16 protein-coding genes are annotated in these 18,562 nt (G+C 34.7%); all 16 read right to left on the bottom strand.

Annotated elements, in window-relative coordinates:
* Positions 1–5,085, bottom strand: a complete 5,085-nt coding sequence (locus ABW637_RS11960) for a hypothetical protein (RefSeq protein WP_367584929.1) — start codon at positions 5,083–5,085, stop codon at positions 1–3.
* 163 nt (positions 5,086–5,248) lie between these two features.
* On the bottom strand, positions 5,249–5,920 hold the full coding sequence (locus ABW637_RS11955) for a hypothetical protein (RefSeq protein WP_367584928.1): 672 nt from the start codon (positions 5,918–5,920) through the stop codon (positions 5,249–5,251).
* Positions 5,921–5,998: 78 nt separating this feature from the next.
* Positions 5,999–6,532, bottom strand: coding sequence for an OmpH/Skp family outer membrane protein (locus ABW637_RS11950; RefSeq protein ID WP_367584927.1), 534 nt, complete (start codon positions 6,530–6,532; stop codon positions 5,999–6,001).
* A 100-nt stretch (positions 6,533–6,632) separates the two neighbouring features.
* Complete coding sequence (locus ABW637_RS11945; protein WP_367584926.1) at positions 6,633–8,261, bottom strand: hypothetical protein; 1,629 nt, start codon at positions 8,259–8,261, stop codon at positions 6,633–6,635.
* Positions 8,262–9,162: 901 nt separating this feature from the next.
* Complete coding sequence (locus tag ABW637_RS11940) at positions 9,163–10,440, bottom strand: RNA polymerase sigma factor (protein ID WP_367584925.1); 1,278 nt, start codon at positions 10,438–10,440, stop codon at positions 9,163–9,165.
* 6 nt (positions 10,441–10,446) lie between these two features.
* Entirely contained in the window at positions 10,447–10,788 is a 342-nt protein-coding gene (locus tag ABW637_RS11935; RefSeq protein WP_367584923.1) for a YciI family protein, read from the bottom strand.
* Between the two features lie 13 nt (positions 10,789–10,801).
* A complete protein-coding gene (locus ABW637_RS11930; protein ID WP_367584922.1) occupies positions 10,802–11,146 on the bottom strand; it encodes a YciI family protein in 345 nt (114 codons plus the stop codon).
* Between the two features lie 85 nt (positions 11,147–11,231).
* Entirely contained in the window at positions 11,232–11,669 is a 438-nt protein-coding gene (locus ABW637_RS11925) for an SRPBCC family protein (protein WP_367584921.1), read from the bottom strand.
* 326 nt (positions 11,670–11,995) lie between these two features.
* A complete protein-coding gene (locus ABW637_RS11920) occupies positions 11,996–12,382 on the bottom strand; it encodes a hypothetical protein (RefSeq protein WP_367584920.1) in 387 nt (128 codons plus the stop codon).
* A gap of 157 nt (positions 12,383–12,539) precedes the next feature.
* Positions 12,540–13,073: a DinB family protein gene (locus tag ABW637_RS11915; protein WP_367584919.1), complete on the bottom strand. Its 534-nt coding sequence runs from the start codon at positions 13,071–13,073 to the stop codon at positions 12,540–12,542.
* Between the two features lie 5 nt (positions 13,074–13,078).
* Entirely contained in the window at positions 13,079–13,966 is an 888-nt protein-coding gene (locus ABW637_RS11910) for a TolB-like translocation protein (RefSeq protein WP_367584918.1), read from the bottom strand.
* Positions 13,966–14,388 (bottom strand): nuclear transport factor 2 family protein, encoded by a 423-nt coding sequence (locus tag ABW637_RS11905; RefSeq protein ID WP_367584917.1) that lies wholly within the window; start codon positions 14,386–14,388, stop codon positions 13,966–13,968. The genes ABW637_RS11910 and ABW637_RS11905 overlap by 1 nt, the downstream gene beginning before the upstream one ends.
* Before the next feature lie 182 nt (positions 14,389–14,570).
* Positions 14,571–14,996, bottom strand: a complete 426-nt coding sequence (locus ABW637_RS11900) for a nuclear transport factor 2 family protein (RefSeq protein WP_367584916.1) — start codon at positions 14,994–14,996, stop codon at positions 14,571–14,573.
* 275 nt (positions 14,997–15,271) lie between these two features.
* Entirely contained in the window at positions 15,272–15,823 is a 552-nt protein-coding gene (locus ABW637_RS11895) for a DUF1203 domain-containing protein (protein ID WP_367584915.1), read from the bottom strand.
* 3 nt (positions 15,824–15,826) lie between these two features.
* The gene (locus ABW637_RS11890) at positions 15,827–16,666 is read right to left on the bottom strand and encodes a bifunctional helix-turn-helix domain-containing protein/methylated-DNA--[protein]-cysteine S-methyltransferase (protein WP_367584914.1); all 840 of its coding nucleotides are present in this window, start codon (positions 16,664–16,666) and stop codon (positions 15,827–15,829) included.
* Between the two features lie 493 nt (positions 16,667–17,159).
* Entirely contained in the window at positions 17,160–18,407 is a 1,248-nt protein-coding gene (locus tag ABW637_RS11885; RefSeq protein WP_445012721.1) for a DUF3570 domain-containing protein, read from the bottom strand.
* Positions 18,408–18,562: the final 155 nt, after the last annotated feature.

Raw genomic sequence — 18,562 nt, 5'->3', positions numbered from 1 at the left:
TTATCTTTTATAGTTATAATTAGTCTCTTGGGATTTTTTAAACCCACCAACCATTCCTGGAGCATCTATTACTTCGGCATATATCCTTTTTAGTCTCCCTGCATCATCATACTGGTATTTGGTGGCCAGATTATTGGCTCCCATAATATGAGTAAGTTCATCCCATTCATTGTAGACATAGCTGGTCATCCCAGAAGATACTGGATGCAATCTAAAATCATCTAGATCAATAGTTCCTGTGGATTCTACCGTTACTATAGCTTGGCTTGTCCCTATATCTATATATCCATTTACTAATACCCAATCTCCTGCCGTTATAGTTTCGTTGGCATTAAAATCTGTTACAAAAGGAAAACTATCACCATTTTGAACCATTAGGCTTACCTTATTTTCTTGACCTTTTCGAACCCAAACAGCAACTTTAAACTTTGATTTTATTCCTACTCGATCAGGGTCGGGAGGTAATATGACTTCAAAAGCAGGTCCTCCATTTACTTGTACGATATGTGTACCCGTATGTGCATTTGGATCCACAATAACATTTCCTGAAGTTTTTACTCCTCCATCAAAATAAGTGTTACCACTGTTTTCTGTATAATATTCGGCTCCGGTATAATACATACTAGTATATCTTGCATTAGCCACAGCTATAATTTTACTGTGATTATCCCCCGTTCGAGTACTTACATTATTTTTATTTATATCTGTACTTTCTAATGGCATTGAAAAGTGGTCATATAAATTTATGGTAGATGTATTAATCCATTTGGGATTAGTTTGCGCTGTATTACCCCAATTAAAGCTATCAAAATCCCCAGTATACCCTACATAGGCACCATCTGAGTCTACATCACCTTTCCAGGTATACGTTTTATGTTTACGCCATATTTTTTGATCATTAGTGGTTGGTGTACTGGTTGTACCGTTTGTATTACGATAGGTCCAGTTATTATCCCAAGTAGCTATATCTGCTCCTATAGTTTTCCAGGCATTATTAATTTTAATTTGTGTTAAGTTAGCCGCTTCTTGGGTTAGCATATTTTTGTTGATAGTATTATCTACTTTATTCCCCATTGGCGAATACTTTGTATATGCCGGTATACTTTTGGTATTATATATAGTTCCATCGGATAATGTCTGTAATTGCTCTAATAGTTTTCCCGAAAATGGATCATGCTTTTCATACGAAGTGATAAAACTAGAATTATTTTGTGTGACTTTCGATTGTTTTAAGATTGTTTGTTTCTTTAACTTACTTGATGCATTGACAAACAAATTCTTAGCTCCACTTAGCACATGTAGTTTTACCTTTCTAAACGTTTCTTGTACGAAACCTTGTTTACTACTATCAAATCCATATTCGTTTTCTGTAGAAGATATCAATTGATTTTCGGAGTTAAACTCTTTAGAATATACTAATGAACCTATGGCAGAAGTATTATCCTCTAATCGATGTCTTGTAAAATTTGTACCTAAATATACCGGAGGTTGTGTTGGTATGGTCGATATTTTATTTTCATTCTGATCTTCTTTTAGGGATAAAAAATTATCCATTACAAAACCATTACCAAGATTTGCAAAACCCTGAATTGTATTAAACTTATATCTTTTCACTCCTGTACGTGTATTATTTGTAGAATACTTCTCAACATTTACGTATTGATATAGAACAGATGGTGCAGGTAATTCTGAAAGAAACGGTATATTTTTAGTGTACTCTGCAGGAGCATACGAAGTGGTTCCTGAATTTGATCCCGTAATTGGATTAGTGTATGAATAACGAGACTTATACTTTTCATTATCGCCGTTAGAAACTATAAGTTGTTTTACCCGTATACCGCCACCAATGATATCATTTGCAGGTTTTTTATTAGAATGAAATTTGTAACGTACTCTTGTGCCATTACTTGTATGTCTAGGGTCTCCACAACTATTCGCATCTGTTTTTGTGAACCATGCATTATACGTTTCCTCTACCTTAGCATAGTATACCCAATCACTTCTTTCACAATTAACTCCACGTCTTACGTTAGGACTATAATGTATATTAGGGATTTTAAAAACCACTAAATCTTCATGTACCTGAGAGACTGTACAATGTTTTGCTACATCACCAATCCTATGTGATGAATTTCCTGGAGGGTGCCTCCAATAAAGAACATCTACATAAGCTGTAGAATTAGTATCAAAGTACTCTCTAAAATCAATTTTCTCTGTCGAAAAAACTTCATTACTGAGATATACGTATTTGTTACCATAGATATCTCCTGTAAACATAAATCTTAGTTTATCAGAAAATATTCTACTTGATGGAACAATTTCTTTATAAACATCATTTTCATACTCAATCGTAACTTTTCCTCCTGTAGGAGTTACTATTTCGTTTAAACTCCAAGCCGCGGGACTACCCTGGTAATACCCCCAAGAATCGGTGTTTTCTTTATCAAAAGAGATACTTTTATTAAAATAATCAAATTTATAAGGAGGAATTAAACTCTTACCTTTTTTTCCTAATGTGCTAACAGACTTAAGTGTTAAACGCCCTTTTGAAGCAGCAGTTGAATTAGGTGTTGAACTTGCCAATGGATACGTTTCATCATAATTAAAATCTATAACCTCTACTGCATCTTCATAAAGATTAGGGGCATTGTTTATGATATCTTTTGTATCTAATATGTTTTTATAAAACTCTCCCTTCCATTTTCTGTTATGTACACCTTTATTTTTAGTAGAAATGAGTCTTCCAGCAGTGTCGTAGGTCAAAAATTCCGTTTTAATTTTTATACTCCCAATACTTTGATCTACACTTTCGTTTACATGGCTTAAAGACATACCACTATAATCACTATTGTTTTTTACCACTACTATTTTATCTAATCGAAGTGTTTTATGACTTTTTATATTAAAGTTTACATCATAGTACGACAATCCAAGACCAAGTACACCTACGGATGACAATTGGTCTTCATAAATTCCATTAAAATATATCTCCCCATCAGATCCTCTATTTCTAGAATCATAGTGAACATCTTCGTATCGCTTAAAATCATTTGGATTTTCTGATGGGAAATGAATAGCACTTCCATTATTATCCTTTCGATCTTCTTTAATAAATAAGGCTGTATGCGTTCTGGTTTTTATCTTGTTTAAGTAATAAATATCTTTAACTCCCCAAGAGTAGGTTTTGGTGTTTTCAAATACCCTTTCTCCTACTTTTGGAGTTCTCCACATATAACCATCACTCCATTTACCATATTCAAATGACACCCAATATCCATAATCCCCTTTAGATAGGGCGTTATCATTATCTACATCTATATAATCAGGTCCTGTTACCCCTGTTAGTAACCAATGCGTAGCGTAAGATTCTAATTGTTGATTTTCTGAAAAATTTTCTTCTATTGCATAGTCTTTATGAGCTGTTTTTGAAAACTGCTCATGTTGATAAACCGGAATAGTATAATGATATGTTTTACCATCTACCATCGTAATTTTATATGCTCCAATACCTTTTTCTGGTACAGGTATTAGAGTAGAATTATTCCTGTTAAAACCAGGAGTAGTTAATACAAGCCTAGGGTTGGCATTAATTTCTTCATTCGTAAAAACTTCTACATAATTTCCTTTTTTCCAGCGGCTTGTATTGTCGTTATATGTATCATTTCCTTTTAGTGAGGTTTGAAAAGTATTGTTTAATGTATCGAAATCTAATACCGCAGGGTTATTAATAATTAGTTGGTCTGTTTTCCAATTTCCTGAATCAACATTCAGATAAGACGAAAATTCATTATCAAAGTAAAAATGAATATCTTTTTGAGGTACTCCATTTACATTTTTTTCAAAATGTACTTTTTCTGGATAATACCCTACTAGCGAAGAAAACTCCTCTGGCGCAGCATTAAGCAAAGTTTCTTTATTAAAAATGTATCCTTTTTTTTCGAAAATATATGGTTTCATAGTTCCAGATACTCCTTGACCAGAAACTGAATAATTATCATAACTTACATTAGAAAAATTTCCTTTTGTAGACTCTTCAAATGCATTATTAGGATTTATAGACTCATAACCATCATAATCAACTTTAGAGGTAAAAATAGCCTCATCAAGAACTTTTTTCATATCTCCACTATACAAACTACCTTGATTTATTGTATAATCTCTTTCAAACAACCATGCTTTTTGTATAGAAAGGTTAAGGTTAATTAAGTACAAAGGGACTCCGTAATGTCTTGTTGAAATATTTGATGCCTGAGAACCAATATTAGAGTTATTAACTCCAATAGGTTTACCAAGAACAGAAACACCTAAACCATTAGTAGAACTTAAAGAAAATCCTGTGCCAAAAGATGAAGAAACTGAAAAACTTGTTGATCCATTTATAAATGATTGACTTAAAGATGCATTTACATTAAAACCTGTTGCTGTAGAAATAGCATTAGCACCGCTACCTTTAGATAAACCGGTGAAACCTAAACCTGCACTAATACCATCTGTCCCTAGACTACCATTAATAGAAAATGGAGAGTCCTTTCCTCCAATTCCAAGGCCACCTGTTACTCCAACATCTGTTCTGTATTCTGTTTCTCCATTGAATGCTCTATTTTCAGAAAGATTAACATACAAACCTATTGAACCTCCTATTTTATCAGTACCTACATTTATAGATACAGAACCTCTATAATTTGTATTGACACCACTAGACAAAATATTATAGGTTCTGGCCTTATACCAATCATCAGGTACTTTATTTAGTCTTCTATTGATTGCTCCAGGGTTTAAATTCCACCCTAAACCTACCCAAGAAGCCTCCTGATCATTAGCAATCCCTGCATGATATGATAACGCTAATGGATATCCACCTTCAGGAGAAGGCACATTAAGTATTGGCAAAACATAAGACATATCCCCTGTTAATAAATTCACCATATCAGTGGCATCTACCGGTTCAAAAGAAGCTGCCTCTGGTGCCGTGGGGCCATTATTATTAGCCCATAATTGATTATATGGGATCAATGTTTGCAAAAAAGTTAGAGTAAAAAACAGTGCAATTACTCTATGTGATGATTTAGTTTTCGTTTTCTTCATCAGGTTTATGGTTTGATGTTTTATTTTGCCTGAAGTCGGATGCCCGAAGTCAGGTGTGTTTTTTTAGTTTTTGAGTATAACAACAAAGAATTTTAAGTAAGAAGACTGAAATCTAGAATCCAAAGATTTTAATTCTTCCGTCCTCTGACTTCTAGCTTCTGTCTTAAAAATTTATTTTTAACTCATTATTTATAATCTTTGTTGGTATCTTAAATTTTACCTCCCCGGTATAAAATCCTAAATCCTCTATTGTCATATTGATATACTCTTCCTTCTCCATGTTATCTTCCTTGGGGTAGACTAGCAGCATCGTTGTTGCTCCACTCATCCCATACATCCTGGGATAGATATAATCAGCCATCGCAATGGTATCTTTTTTTGGAGTGTATAGATGCACTTTTTGCTCCATACCAAAAGCCAACTCATTGACCATAGCGCCAAACTGTTGTTTGTTGCCTGCTACATTGCTCAATAACTCCTGGTTGTTTTTAGACATCGATAAGGTGAAATACATGTACTTACCATATTTATTTCGCAGACTATCTACTTTAGGTGCCTCTACCTCATCTGTTAATTCTTGATCCACTAACAAATCTGTTGGCTTATAGAGTATTGAAAAATCTACTCCATTCACTGTTTTGGTATACACATACTCATTCTCTGGTTGCTTGATATACTCCATGAGTTCCTCTGAAGTGTCAAAGGTTTTGGTGGAGCAGGAAGTAAGAATCAATGAACTTATAAGTAAAAAAGCCCTCACCCCAACCCTCTCCCATAGGGAGAAGGAGTTTCGAAACTTGAATTTAATTTTTGATGACAATTGTATTGATTTCAAAGTTTATTTTTTTTGTACGAAGTTTGGAATTCGTTGACTACAGATTGTTTTTCCGAACTCGGTCTTCGTGCTTATAACTTACTTCCCTTCAAATTCTGCATTAAGTTCTTCTAGCACTTGGTTGGTTAAATCCGAAGATTCTTCTCCATACATAATCGTACCGTTACCAGTAGCACCAAAGATCACTTTGTATCCTTTTGTTTTACCATACTCTTTTACAAAATCATTGATGTCATTAATCACCGTTTGAGTGATCTTTTTATCCTCTTCGACCAATTGTTTTTGCACAGCTTGCTGGTAGTTATTAATTTGTTGTTGCTTGTTTGCCAATAACTCTTGTTTTAACTCTATCTCTTTTTTGGACATCGAGCTACGCTCTTTTTCATACACTTTAAGCTCTTCTTGCCAGTTTGAGATTAAGCTATCTACATTAGATTTCATGGTTTTGGCTTTTTCATCAAATTCTGCTTTGACTATTGCAGTTCTTTTATAACCTTCTAATAACTTATTTACATCTACATATACTAAGTCTAATGAAGATTGCAGAAAGAAAAAAGATCCTACAGATACGATAAGGGCCAAAATGGCGATAGGTAATGCTAATTTGTTCATAGTTTATGTTTTCTTGTCCGAAGTCAGGTGAGTGATGTCGGAGGTTTTTATTTTGGGTGTTTTTATTCAGTTTGAAGACAGGTGCTTGGTTTCGGAAGTTTTATTCTTGAGTTAATAAAGCTTCAAGTTTTGCTAATCTGACTTCTAATGTTTTGTTTATTTCTTGTTGGTGTGTTAATCGCTTTTCTTGAGCAATCGTATACAGGGTAAGCTCTTCTATCTTTTCTAAAAGTTTTTTATTCATCTCACCTAATAGTATTCCATTTTCTTCTACTTCTTTGGCAGAAGGAATATTTTGCAGATGTCCTTTTTCCTGGATATGCTGTTCTACCTCTTTTAGTGATGGTAAGTTATACTCATCCTTGAATACATAATCAGGCCAACCCACAAGATCAACTTTTACTTCTTTAGCATGTATTTTACCGTTTACGGCTAATTTTGAGTCGGGAGTTGTGGTTCCTATTCCGACATTTCCATCAGACCTTAAGACCAAATTATTACGCCATCGCCAAGCTCCATTGCTTAGATAACGAGTTTGCAAAAACATCCTTCCTGCGGCATATGCATTCCTTTCATTATCTGGAGTCACCATTATCCTTCCTTGCTGCCAGGGATTCCCTCCATCTGCGTTTGCAGGGACAACAAAACCTAGAGTTGCTCCTTTAGACATTGATCTTGATGAACCAGTCCCTTCTATGATTAAGTTTGCATCATGATTATTTGTAGATAATTCTTCAATTGATGCCGATTTAACATGTAGACCTGCTTTTGGAGTTGTGATTCCTATTCCAAGATTACCATTTGCAGTCATAGTCATCATCTTGGTAGTATAGCTTGTCCAAATAAACAAAGGCCTAGTTTGTATTGGTCCATTAGTCCTTCTTGCATCAAAATTTACCAAAGCATTTGTTCCTGAATCATTAACTTCTGTTGCTACTCCTTGAATTTGCAAAGAATATCTATTATCTGACTCATGATGTCCTTTAATTAACGGAATAAATTGATTAGCAGCTCCGGTAGAGTTTAATATTTGAAAATAATCGTTTGGTGCATCATGAACTTTAAAGCGAGCAAAACTTTCTGTTTGCCCTGCATTAGTTAATATATCTAACCTAGACGCAGGACTTGTGGTTCCAACACCTATATTACCATTGGAAGTTATCTTGAGCAAACCACCATTAGCATTTTTAAAATTAAATCCTCTAATCGTTGAGTTATTACTAAAATTAACCCCATCGTCATTCACTCCTATATCTAATACATAACCACTAGTATTAGTACCAGTCAAAAATCTTACTCCTTGAGTACCATTTTTTATTTCTAGTTTTGATTGGGGAGTTATTGTGCCAATACCAACATTACCATTAGTCAATAAAGATAAAGTTGGACTACCCCAAGTAGTACCGTTTGTAGAAGGAAAAAAGTGAAGTGAATAATTATCTGTCGATGCACGGGTTGACATGGACCAGGAAAGGCGGTTATTATTTTTGAAGACAAAATCTGTGGGATTATCTGTTAACGATTCTAAAAACATGGTTGCTCTATTAGTCAAATCTTTAATTCGAACAGATGGGGAACTACTATGATGCGCACCTGAAGATTGAATTTGTAGCTTTGCCTCTGGATTAGCAGTCCCAACCCCAACATTACCATTAGTTGGAAAAGTATTGGTTTGTGCATTAATCATTGATGATAGAAATACTGAAGTGATTAATAATACGTTTTTCATAACTGATTTGTAGATTTATTTTTAATATTTTTTTAGAGTATTACCTAATACTTCTTTAAAGAAAGTTTCCCAAAAAAGCACACGATACCTGTGTAATGCTGTTATACAGCACTGATTCTTTAATTATTTAAAAATTTAATAAGTCTTCTATTCTGGGGTCGTATGAAGAGGGCGCAAATATATTAATATTATGGCATTCCCATACCTACAAATTCATTTTGTTAATAAATTATTAAACTCATAATTCCATTGCTCTCTATTCCACTTTGATTCCCAGTTATTTAGAATTTTTATTGTTATTTTCTGATGCAATGATATTACATCCCAGTTTCATTTTTCGTTACTGGGAGATTTTTTTTTCAGGAGTCGGGAGTCAAAAGTCAAAAGTCAAAAGTCAAAAGTCAAAAGTTAGAAGTTAGAAGTTAGAAGTTAGAAGTCAGGATTTGGGAGTCGGGAGTCGGGAGTCAGGAGTCGGGAGTTAGAAAGAATATTCGGATGCACTCTTTTTAATGTCATTATTTTTATGAGTAGAGGTACTTCGATAGTACCCCCTGGTACTTCATTACCAGGACAGCCCGCAAAATTTGTTAAAGAACCCGGTAGCTTAGTGGGTAAGGGGGCTTCAATTGTTAAAGCTTCCTGTAAGTTCGTCAGTTGACCCGGTAGATTTGCACGTCGTCCCGGTAGCTTTGTCAGTGTACCCACTTCGTTTGCGGGTCGATGCGGTAAATTTGCAAGTCGACCTATACGATTTGTGGTCTTGCCTATCTTTTTTAAAGTACAGACTCCAATTTTTGAGATCTGCCGTAGATCTTTTGAAAATCGAATGCCAAAAAGCGATATTAGTGTTGAGAATTATGTTCCCTAGCTATCGAATTATCAAATCCTATGGCTTACATTCCTAATTAAGAATACCCGCCACTTTATCGTTAAGAAATTTTTGCTCTTGTTTAGATTGGGTAAGTTGTATTGCTTTTTGATAACAACTCACGGCTTTAGTGTTTTGTTGTAATCGTTGGTAGATTTCGCCTAATGTAGCATGATATAGATAATACTTTTCGAGTACTTTATTATCCTTGATGGTTTGTAAGGCTTCTAAGGCTTTATCAGGGCCTTGAAGCTCTAAAACCACCATACATCGATTTAGAAAAACAATAGGGTCATGGGTAAGGTCTAGAAATAGATTATAATACTTTAGTATCGCAGCCCAATTCGTATCCTTATACTGCTTTGCAATACAATGCTCGTATGCTATTGCTGCTTCGATATGATATGTGGTTAATGTAGTGCCAAAAGCAGCCTTATTAAGATATTCTTCTCCCGATTGTATACTTGCGGTATCCCATTGGGTTCTGTCTTGTTTAGCCAATAAAATAAGTTCGCCTTCGTTAGTTATACGGCTATCTATTCGAGCTGCATGAAAACACATAAGTGCCATAAGGGCGTATACTTCGGGTAATTGTGTACGCTCTAAGGATAACAGAGAACGACATAGCAACATGGCTTGTTCTATTAGGTCTTTTCGAATAAGTTGATCAGTATGAGTTGTGTTATATCCTTCATTAAACATTAAATAGATAGCGTTTAATACTGTGACAGTTTTTGTTGTAATTTCATTAGGAGTTGGTATTTTAGGACGAATCTTATGTTTTCTGAAATACTCCTTGGTTCGATATAAACGTTTGGATATAGTATCTTCACTGGTAAGAAAAGATCGTGCTACTTCTTTGGTGCTAAACCCACAGAGGGATTTTAGAATAAAGGTAATCTGATTTTCTTGTGAGATATCGGGATGACAGCACGCATACATCATGGCCAAAAAATCATCTTGTATTTGATCTTCTTTCCAATAATTATCCATCGTCGTATTCAATGTATAGCCAGAGGTTAACAGTTGTTTATTTGGATCTGAAAAATCAATAAGTCTACGATGCTTACTTCGTCTTATAATATCTATGGCTTTGTTTTTGGCTGTTCGGTATAGCCATGCTCTTGGATTATCTGGCATTCCTCTAAATTTCCAGGTCTCGAGAGCACTCACCAAGGCGTCTTGCACGACATCCTCGGCCATCTCAATATTTTCTGTACCAAATATTTTGATCAATACGGCAACCATCTTTCCCGACTCTTGCCGAAAAAGATGGTTTAACGTATTGTCTATGTGATCGTTTTCTTTCAAAAGAGATTACATCGGGCTAATTTCACGTACCTCAACAGTACATCCATACTCAAAACTAGGGCAGTCTTTGGCAATATCTGCTGCGTGTTCTAGTGAATCTGCTTTTATCAATAAATATCCACCTACCAGCTCTTTGCCTTCGGCTAGCGGTCGATCGATTACCTTTGCTCCTCCTTCGCTAAGGGTTTTGCCTTCTGTCATCAAAGGTTGACCACCAACAAGCTGCCCGGCTTGTGCTAAACCTCCCATCCATTCTTGCCAGTGTTGCATGTGTTTTTGCATTTCTTCAGGAGAGTTTTTTTCATACTTTTCCTGACCTCCACGTATTAAATATAAGAATTCTTTCATTTTTTCTGTTTTTTTAATTTTCTGGCCAAACTTCTCTTACTTCAACAGAGGACTCCCATTGCAATCCCGGGCATCCTTTTGCCATTTCGGTAGCTTCTTCTAGCGTAGCTGCATGTACTGCTATATAACCTCCTACTAACTCTTTGGTTTCTGTAAGCGGTCTATCGGTTACTTTTGTGCCTCCAGGATGAATTGTATTTCCGTTAGGATATAGGCGCTCACCTCCTAAGAATTTTTCTTGTTCTGCTATTCCTCCTATCCACTGTTGCCACCGTTGCATGTGTTCTTCTTGTTCTTTTTGAGACTTGCTATCCCAGGCTTCGTCTCCACCTTTGAAAAGGAAAATAAATTGCTTCATATGTTTATTTTTTTATGGTTTATAGTAGTATGACGAACACACTTTTAGGATTTGGACATTGAATTTGGATTATATCTTAAAAACATTATTTTCGATATCCATCACTTCCAAAAGCTTCTCCTTTTCCTGTTTGACAATACTGCCGAAGGCTTTCCATATAACGCCCCCAACTAAAATTACACATGGCATAAAAATCTCCTTGCTCCTCCCATCCATTATGCGAAAATCGAATACGTGTCTTTCCTTCGTTATCATCTAATGAAAATACAAATGTATGCCCTAACCATCCATGCTGGCTAGACACACATTCCCATACTACTTTTTCGTTTGGTTGTAGTTCGACAACCTTCATTTTAGGCCCTATTGTATCTCCAAAGTCAAATTGAATGGTATCGCCTAAAGCTGCGCTTCCTATAGTTTGAACGGTCCACCAATGAGATAGTCCTTTGATGGTTGAAATAGCCTCGAATACTTTGTGCTGCGAAGCTTCAATATGAAAAATATGCTTAATCGAATAGTTCATGATTCAGTTTTTTATACTCTTACAACGAACCTGCTTTTACAATTTGGACATGCATACGTGCATATTTATTTCTAAAGAGAGTACTTTGTGCTTTTTGAGAAATGTTGTAAAAAAGCTGTTCTCGATACACTTCTTCTTACGACCGAAGTACTCGAATTGACGAATTTTAGCTAAAAAAGATCAAAATACACTACAAATTACTACTACATAAAGATATAACAAATCCTATACAATAAAGAAAGGGTATTCGTTATGAATACCCTTTCTTTATATTTCATGAATGCTACGATTATATCACAGTTTCAGCTTTATAAGCTAATTTAATCCTATTGCTTTTCTCTTGATTTATAGTACACACTCTTCTTTTTATTTATATATAAGAACAATGCACTTTCTGTAGCTTCATAATATATACATCTTGAGCTACCAATACAAACTTCACGTTTTTTATCATTGTGAGTCCATGTATTGTTGGTTGTCTTTTCTTTTGTTTTTTCTACTACAGTTTTATCTGCATTGAATGTAATTATATTTTCGGGATCATCTCTATGAATCCATGTGCCAATTAAAAAACTTGGGCTTGTTTGATCTACGGTAACTTCTTTACCGTCGAGAGTAGCATTTTGCGATGTAGATTTTGTTGTAAAACCAGTTAGCACAACAGCCAACATAAGCATAGCAAAAATTACAAATGTAGATTGGGATCTTTTCATAATTCAAATTTTATATGGTCTAAATTTAAGCTTTTTTTTGGTAATCAAAAGTTTTAATGCGTTTTGACACCCTTCAGAATTAATAATACATTCAATTCTTTTACTACATTATCAAACTCTATACCAACTCAATGGTAGAAAAAATCAAATATTCGGTCTAGAGTAAGGTTAGGTATCTTTCTTTTATAATATGGATATGATGAAGCTCATGCCCTAAGATATGATATCCTAAAGCGCGTACACTTGTTTTATTATCATTGGCACTACCAATTCTTAATAAGGCTTGATCAGAAAAACCATTAAACAGTGCTATGGTAGCCATTCTTACGGCTATATACTCGCTCATGATATTCTCTAAAGATCTTTTATCGGTATCGGCATATTGTGTATATTCATTTTCTTCAAAACCAGGAAGATCGGTTTTATCATTTCTGGCAAAAGCGAGGGCTCTGTATCCATAAATCCTTTCATCGTCGACAATATGAACTAATACTTCTTTTATAGACCATTTACCGGGAGCGTACTTAAAATTTAACTCTCTTTCTGATAAAGTACTTATAAATTCTTTTGTTCCTTCTAAGCTATCTCTAAGTTGATTTAAAAGGTTTCCATCTTTTTTTACATAATCCATATACATCTCTGCATAGGATGGGTATTCATTTTTAGAAGGGAATTCTATTACTCTATTCATACTATTTATCGATATTGATCAAGAATCTTGGCACTCACCCAATAAATATCCATGTTACTGGTGTAGAAAAAATACTTCCCGTCTTGGGTAACAAAAGGACATAATTCGTGATTTTTTGTATTAATTGGCGCTCCCATGTTCTTAGATTTAGTCCATGTACCATTATCTTCCTTAAAACTAATATACAAATCGCCTCTACCTAGCCCTTCTTTTCTATTAGCACAAAAAATTACATAAGATTCATCTGGAGCTACAAACACATCAGCTTCATAGGCCAAAGTATTAATGGCATCAGGTAGTCGTGTTGCTTTCTGAAAATCGTTCTGCACTCGTTTTGAAGCGTATATATCAAAATTATTGGTATTATTCTTATCTGCCTCTTTATTAGAACTAAAGTACATGGTACCATTTTTGGTAAAAGACATATAATACTCATTTTTGTCTGTATTGATATTCTTACCCGCATTGATAGGTTTTGACCACCCATTTTTTTCTTTTTTAGAATACCAGATATCATGATCTTTTTGATCTCCTTTTGCCTCTAATGGCATATCTGAGATGTAATATAATTCATCTTCATCCGGAGACAAAAATGGGTCGTTAAAACCATATTGATCATGAGAAATTATGGTTTTAGGTATCGTCCACGAATCGTTCTCTAATCTTGTATATCGTATAACGGACCTCCCTCCAACATTTACTCCGTAGAAAAACTCGGTACCATCTTTTGAAAATACTGAACCAAATTCGTATTCATTCTCATTAGAAATAATACCTGGTGCAAAAACCTTGGGAGTGGTTGATGGTGGTTCTTGTTTCAGATATAAAAGAGATTCCTGGGCCTGCAATGTATAAATACTAAATAACAGTATTAATAGAATTAAACGTTTCATTATTTTGTTCCTTTATCATGTAGTTTCTTATAGAAAATCTTACTTACGATTTTCCATTCGCCATTGATTTTTAAAAGATTCATGTAATCAATAAAGGTAAAGGTTGGATATTCGATCTCGAGCTTTGCATTTGCAGCATGGCCAGTGATATTGATATAATCAATTTTAGTCTTACGATTTTGTTTTGGTCCTGGTTTCATTTTGCTGAAGAATTCAAGGGCATTAACTTCTTTGTACTCATCGGCGACATACCTCATCGTTGCAGTTTTATGAAAGGCTTTTTTAAGTGTTTCGAAATCATTATTGGTTCCACCATCCAGGTAATATTGCACTGCCTTTTCGACCATAGTATACTCTGAGTCCTGAGCATGTATTGCATTTGAAGTTGCAAACAACAGAAGTAAAGTGAATAGATGTTTCATTATATTTTATTTTACTATTAAACATTAATAATAACACGTTGTGCGTTTTGAAATTATAGGGTAAAAAAAGCTTTGTCATCCTGAGCTTGTCGAAGGGTCGATACATTTCTCCTAAAGTCGAAATACTCGAATTGACAAATTTTAGATGAAAAATATCAAATTCACAACTGGTTAATGATACTTTATTTAAATAAATCTTTGGGTTGTACAACATCTACCTGCACTACTTTTCCTTTATCAAATGTGAATATCTCTACAATATCCTGATCATCACTATTATTATCCAACCATACTTTATCGTGCATAATCACCTTATTATCAATCTCTATTAGATATTGAATTTCTGAATATACTTTAGGGTATTTCTCGAAATGCGCTGCTCGATTTTTTCGTAATGCTTCTCGTCCGTTAATCTTAAGCTGTGATTCTACATACACCTTAACATCATCTGCAAAACCTTCAACATATGTATTCGCATCCTTTTCGTTGACTGCTTTGATCATTTTTTTTATGACCTGACTTTGTTCCCCATTACTTAGCTCGTGCTCTTTAGATGTGCATCCAATCGTAAAAACAACTATTAGCATATACAGGCCTATATTCTTCATTTTTTCAGGATTTTAGATCTTCTGTAACACATTAAGAATGTTATTGTTCTAAAGTAGAAAAACATTTTTGATCCTATTCATAAAAAAAACTTAATCCTTAACCATGATTATAGTTAAAAGTAGATTCATAACCCAAAATCCCAGAAGGTGGTAGGGTATTTCACTATGAGATCGTTTAATAATAAATGTCCATAACTTTATCTATAACGTGTAGATGGCAAAAAGGATGCTCTAAGAGCATCCTTTTTTTATTTAATATACTTAAAATCACACCCTTAAACTCTTTCTATTTTACAGATATAACACCCTGCTTCAGAGTTTCTGGCATGTAAATAGGCTATTTCTAAATGTTCCTGAAATATTTTGGGAATCAAAAGATCAACATCTTCATTACCAACCATTTTGGTGAAGATCATTTTTTGATCCTCGCTATATCCTATCAATGACAATGGAAAGTTCTTTTTATCGGCTTTAATCTCTGACGGAAATTGATGAATATCTTTATAAGATTCAACCTCTTTTTTATGGATAAAAATGGGGCCTGATTGATTAAAAGCATTGTCTTTTTCGAAAGGACTATGACGTATTAAAATTCGTTGATCCTTTTTGGGCTCAAAAGGTTCTAAAGAAACTCTGCAAGGTCCCAAACCTGTAGCCACTTGCTCTATTGTCTTATGCCCAAAATCATCTACTTTTGTTTTTCTAATTCTTGACGCATACTCTTCTGTTAACGGAATAATTCTAAACTGGTTCATGTATTCGGCTTTTAAGTTTCTTATACAAAGATGATCATGAATAAGATAATCTACCACCCGAATCTTGCTCAATTACTATGAACTTTTTACCCCTTCCCAACCAATCATAGCGGTTTTTCGTGTACTCCCCCAATGATATTGTCCTAAATTTCCGGTAGATTGAATTACTCTATGACACGGAATCAAAAATGCTACCGGATTATTGCCTATGGCCGTACCTACAGCTCTAGATGCTTTTGGGATGTCGATATGCTTGGCTATACTTCCGTAGGTAGTTAATCCTCCTATTGGGATTTTAAGTAATGTTTTCCATACTTTTAACTGAAAATCGGTTCCTTTTAGATGTAGTTTAATTTGATTTAACTTTCCCCAATCTTGGGTAAAAATAAATAATGCCTCCTGCTGAATCCTATCCACCATCTGGTAGAAATTTGCTTTAGGGAAAAGCATTTTCAGTTCTGAAAAAGCATTATCTTCTTGATCGACAAAAGCCATATGACAAATCCCTTTTGGGGTTGAAGCCACTAAAATTTTTCCGAATGGGCTTTCGGCGAAGCTATAATTTATCGTTAGGTTTTGTCCTTGGTTTTTATACTCGCCAGGGGTCATTCCTTCAATTTTCACAAAAAGGTCATGAAGTCTTCCGGTACCAGAGAGTCCCGTTTCATAGGCAGCATCAAATAAAGTAGTTTGTTGATCCTTTAATGTTTGCTTGGCATATTCTACACTGGTATACTGCAAGAATTTTTTAGGACTTACCCCCACCCAATCAGTAAAAAGTCGCTGAAAGTGGAATGGACTTAAATGAATCTTTTCTGCAATCTCATCTAGGTTAGGCTGATCTTTAAAATTATCCTTTATGTATAAAATTGCCTCGGCGATGCGGTTATAGTTACTATTATTTTCTTTTATCATTTTTACTATTACTTTAAAAACAATATAAAGGTATGCAGCCCTATGGTATTTTAAAACCCAGAACTTGCTAAATATAGTCAACTTAACCCGTAGGGCATTTAGAAAATCATTACAAAAAAAGCGTCAATTCGAGTATTTTGCGTAATGACCTCTCGACTTCGCTCGAGATGACAGAAGACAAAATGCCCGCCTGCCGGATGGGTAGGTATCGAGAATAGCTTTTTTTAACCAATAATCCTATTCTCGATACACTTCTCCTAAAGTCGAAGCACTCGAATTGACGGAGTTTGGTTAAAAAATATCTAAATGCACAATGGGTTAACTTAAGTTGTTAGTTATATGTTTGTATTTAAATATGCTCTTCTCTCCTTGAAAAAGCACTGAAACGAGGGCTTAGACGTCCATCCTAAACTTCTCTCCAAGGAGAAGGAACTTAAATTACTTCAGAAAAAAACAGCTAACCACTTTAGTTAATTCTTCACTTTAATAAAAATCAATCTACCACAAAATTAAATCCTCCAGAAAAGAGACTAGAACTAAGACCAGAACTACGCTCGTATTGCCTAAATCTAAGATCAATGCTTTTTAATCCAAGTTTCCAAAGATGGAATTTGGTAAAGATATCGGTGTAGCTAATCCCAAAACCATATTGATTGGCATCAAAATCAGACAAATCATAATCAGAGGTATAAAACTGTTGGGTAGACAGATGCTGGTTAAATGGAGCAAAATAATCTGCTGCTGTTTGATTATAAAAACGATAACTTGGATATACCGTAAACTTATCTGTAATTTTGATCGGTACTTCGATACTAGCCGTATGCGAATTAACCCCCCAATCATCTGTATAATATCTATAGAAAGTACGTATGGTAAAAATCTCATTGATATAGTAATGCAATCTACCTCCTACTGCTATTTTGAACCTAGAATCCGGTAACCTCTCTACATCATCTCCATAAGTAAACTCCTGTACAATGATGTCTTCGACATCTGCAAATTGTACTCTTTGAAAAGGTGTAGACAGCAACCCTTCTTGCTGAATAACATCTAAAGATAAAGATCCTTGTAGTTTTTTGGATAGTATTTGCGAAAATCCAAATCCTAAAGAATATGAATTTCGGGACTCATCATCAAACGGAACAAACGTAGGTAAGCTTCTTAATTCTGAGGGATAAATAGCGTTCCAGGTGTCTAGATACACATTAGCTTTTACGCTTAATTCGGTATTCTTTTCAAAAAATAACTTGGTATAACTACCGCCAAAACCCACTGAAAAATAATCATATTCACTAGCAACAGCTGCATTAGCAGACCAAATCGTATTACGATCATCGCTACTATGACTATAATTTGCTACTACAGTTGTTAATACATCTTGTTTAGATGCTCCCGAAGAGGCTACAAACGGATTGGCCGCAGCATCCCCATCAAAAGGATTTACATTACTAGACGAGGCCGAAGAATATGCCGATATACCGGCATCAATTGTTAGTACATCATCGTCATTTAAAGGAATAGAAACCACAATTGTAGGCGTAATATCGGTAAGCTCTTCGGTACCGATACCTCCAGTTACTGCAGCATTATCACCATCTTGCGTATAGTAACTCATTAAAAAATCTACTTCTGTAGATTCTAACACTCTTTTTTTGTAGGTTTCTGGTGTATCTTGCTGTGCTTCCTGAGCAATTAATGTAATTGTAGAGAACAGTGCTAATAGTATGGTAAATCTTTTCAAAAGGGGTCTTTTTTATAAAGTTTTTAATTTTTTATCTATCCGTTTTTAAGGCTTCACAAAGTATAAAAACAGATCCCGTTCTTCAACGGGATAAGTTCAACTTGCTATTTTGAATGCTCCGCCAAAGCGGATTTCCAAAACAGAGTTTCACTTAC

This window comes from Aquimarina penaris, assembly GCF_040786285.1.
Taxonomy (GTDB): Bacteria; Bacteroidota; Bacteroidia; order Flavobacteriales; family Flavobacteriaceae; genus Aquimarina.
The sequence above is the reverse complement of the archived record's forward strand: the minus strand, read 5'-3'. Positions and strand labels throughout refer to the sequence as shown.

Coding starts and splice junctions, on each gene's coding strand:
- ABW637_RS11960 (WP_367584929.1), bottom strand. CDS start 5,085: ATGAAGAAAACGAAAACTAAATCATCACATAGAGTAATTGCACTGTTT.
- ABW637_RS11950 (WP_367584927.1), bottom strand. CDS start 6,532: ATGAACAAATTAGCATTACCTATCGCCATTTTGGCCCTTATCGTATCT.
- ABW637_RS11945 (WP_367584926.1), bottom strand. CDS start 8,261: ATGAAAAACGTATTATTAATCACTTCAGTATTTCTATCATCAATGATT.
- ABW637_RS11935 (WP_367584923.1), bottom strand. CDS start 10,788: ATGAAAGAATTCTTATATTTAATACGTGGAGGTCAGGAAAAGTATGAA.
- ABW637_RS11930 (WP_367584922.1), bottom strand. CDS start 11,146: ATGAAGCAATTTATTTTCCTTTTCAAAGGTGGAGACGAAGCCTGGGAT.
- ABW637_RS11925 (WP_367584921.1), bottom strand. CDS start 11,669: ATGAACTATTCGATTAAGCATATTTTTCATATTGAAGCTTCGCAGCAC.
- ABW637_RS11920 (WP_367584920.1), bottom strand. CDS start 12,382: ATGAAAAGATCCCAATCTACATTTGTAATTTTTGCTATGCTTATGTTG.
- ABW637_RS11915 (WP_367584919.1), bottom strand. CDS start 13,073: ATGAATAGAGTAATAGAATTCCCTTCTAAAAATGAATACCCATCCTAT.
- ABW637_RS11910 (WP_367584918.1), bottom strand. CDS start 13,966: ATGAAACGTTTAATTCTATTAATACTGTTATTTAGTATTTATACATTG.
- ABW637_RS11905 (WP_367584917.1), bottom strand. CDS start 14,388: ATGAAACATCTATTCACTTTACTTCTGTTGTTTGCAACTTCAAATGCA.
- ABW637_RS11900 (WP_367584916.1), bottom strand. CDS start 14,996: ATGAAGAATATAGGCCTGTATATGCTAATAGTTGTTTTTACGATTGGA.
- ABW637_RS11890 (WP_367584914.1), bottom strand. CDS start 16,666: ATGATAAAAGAAAATAATAGTAACTATAACCGCATCGCCGAGGCAATT.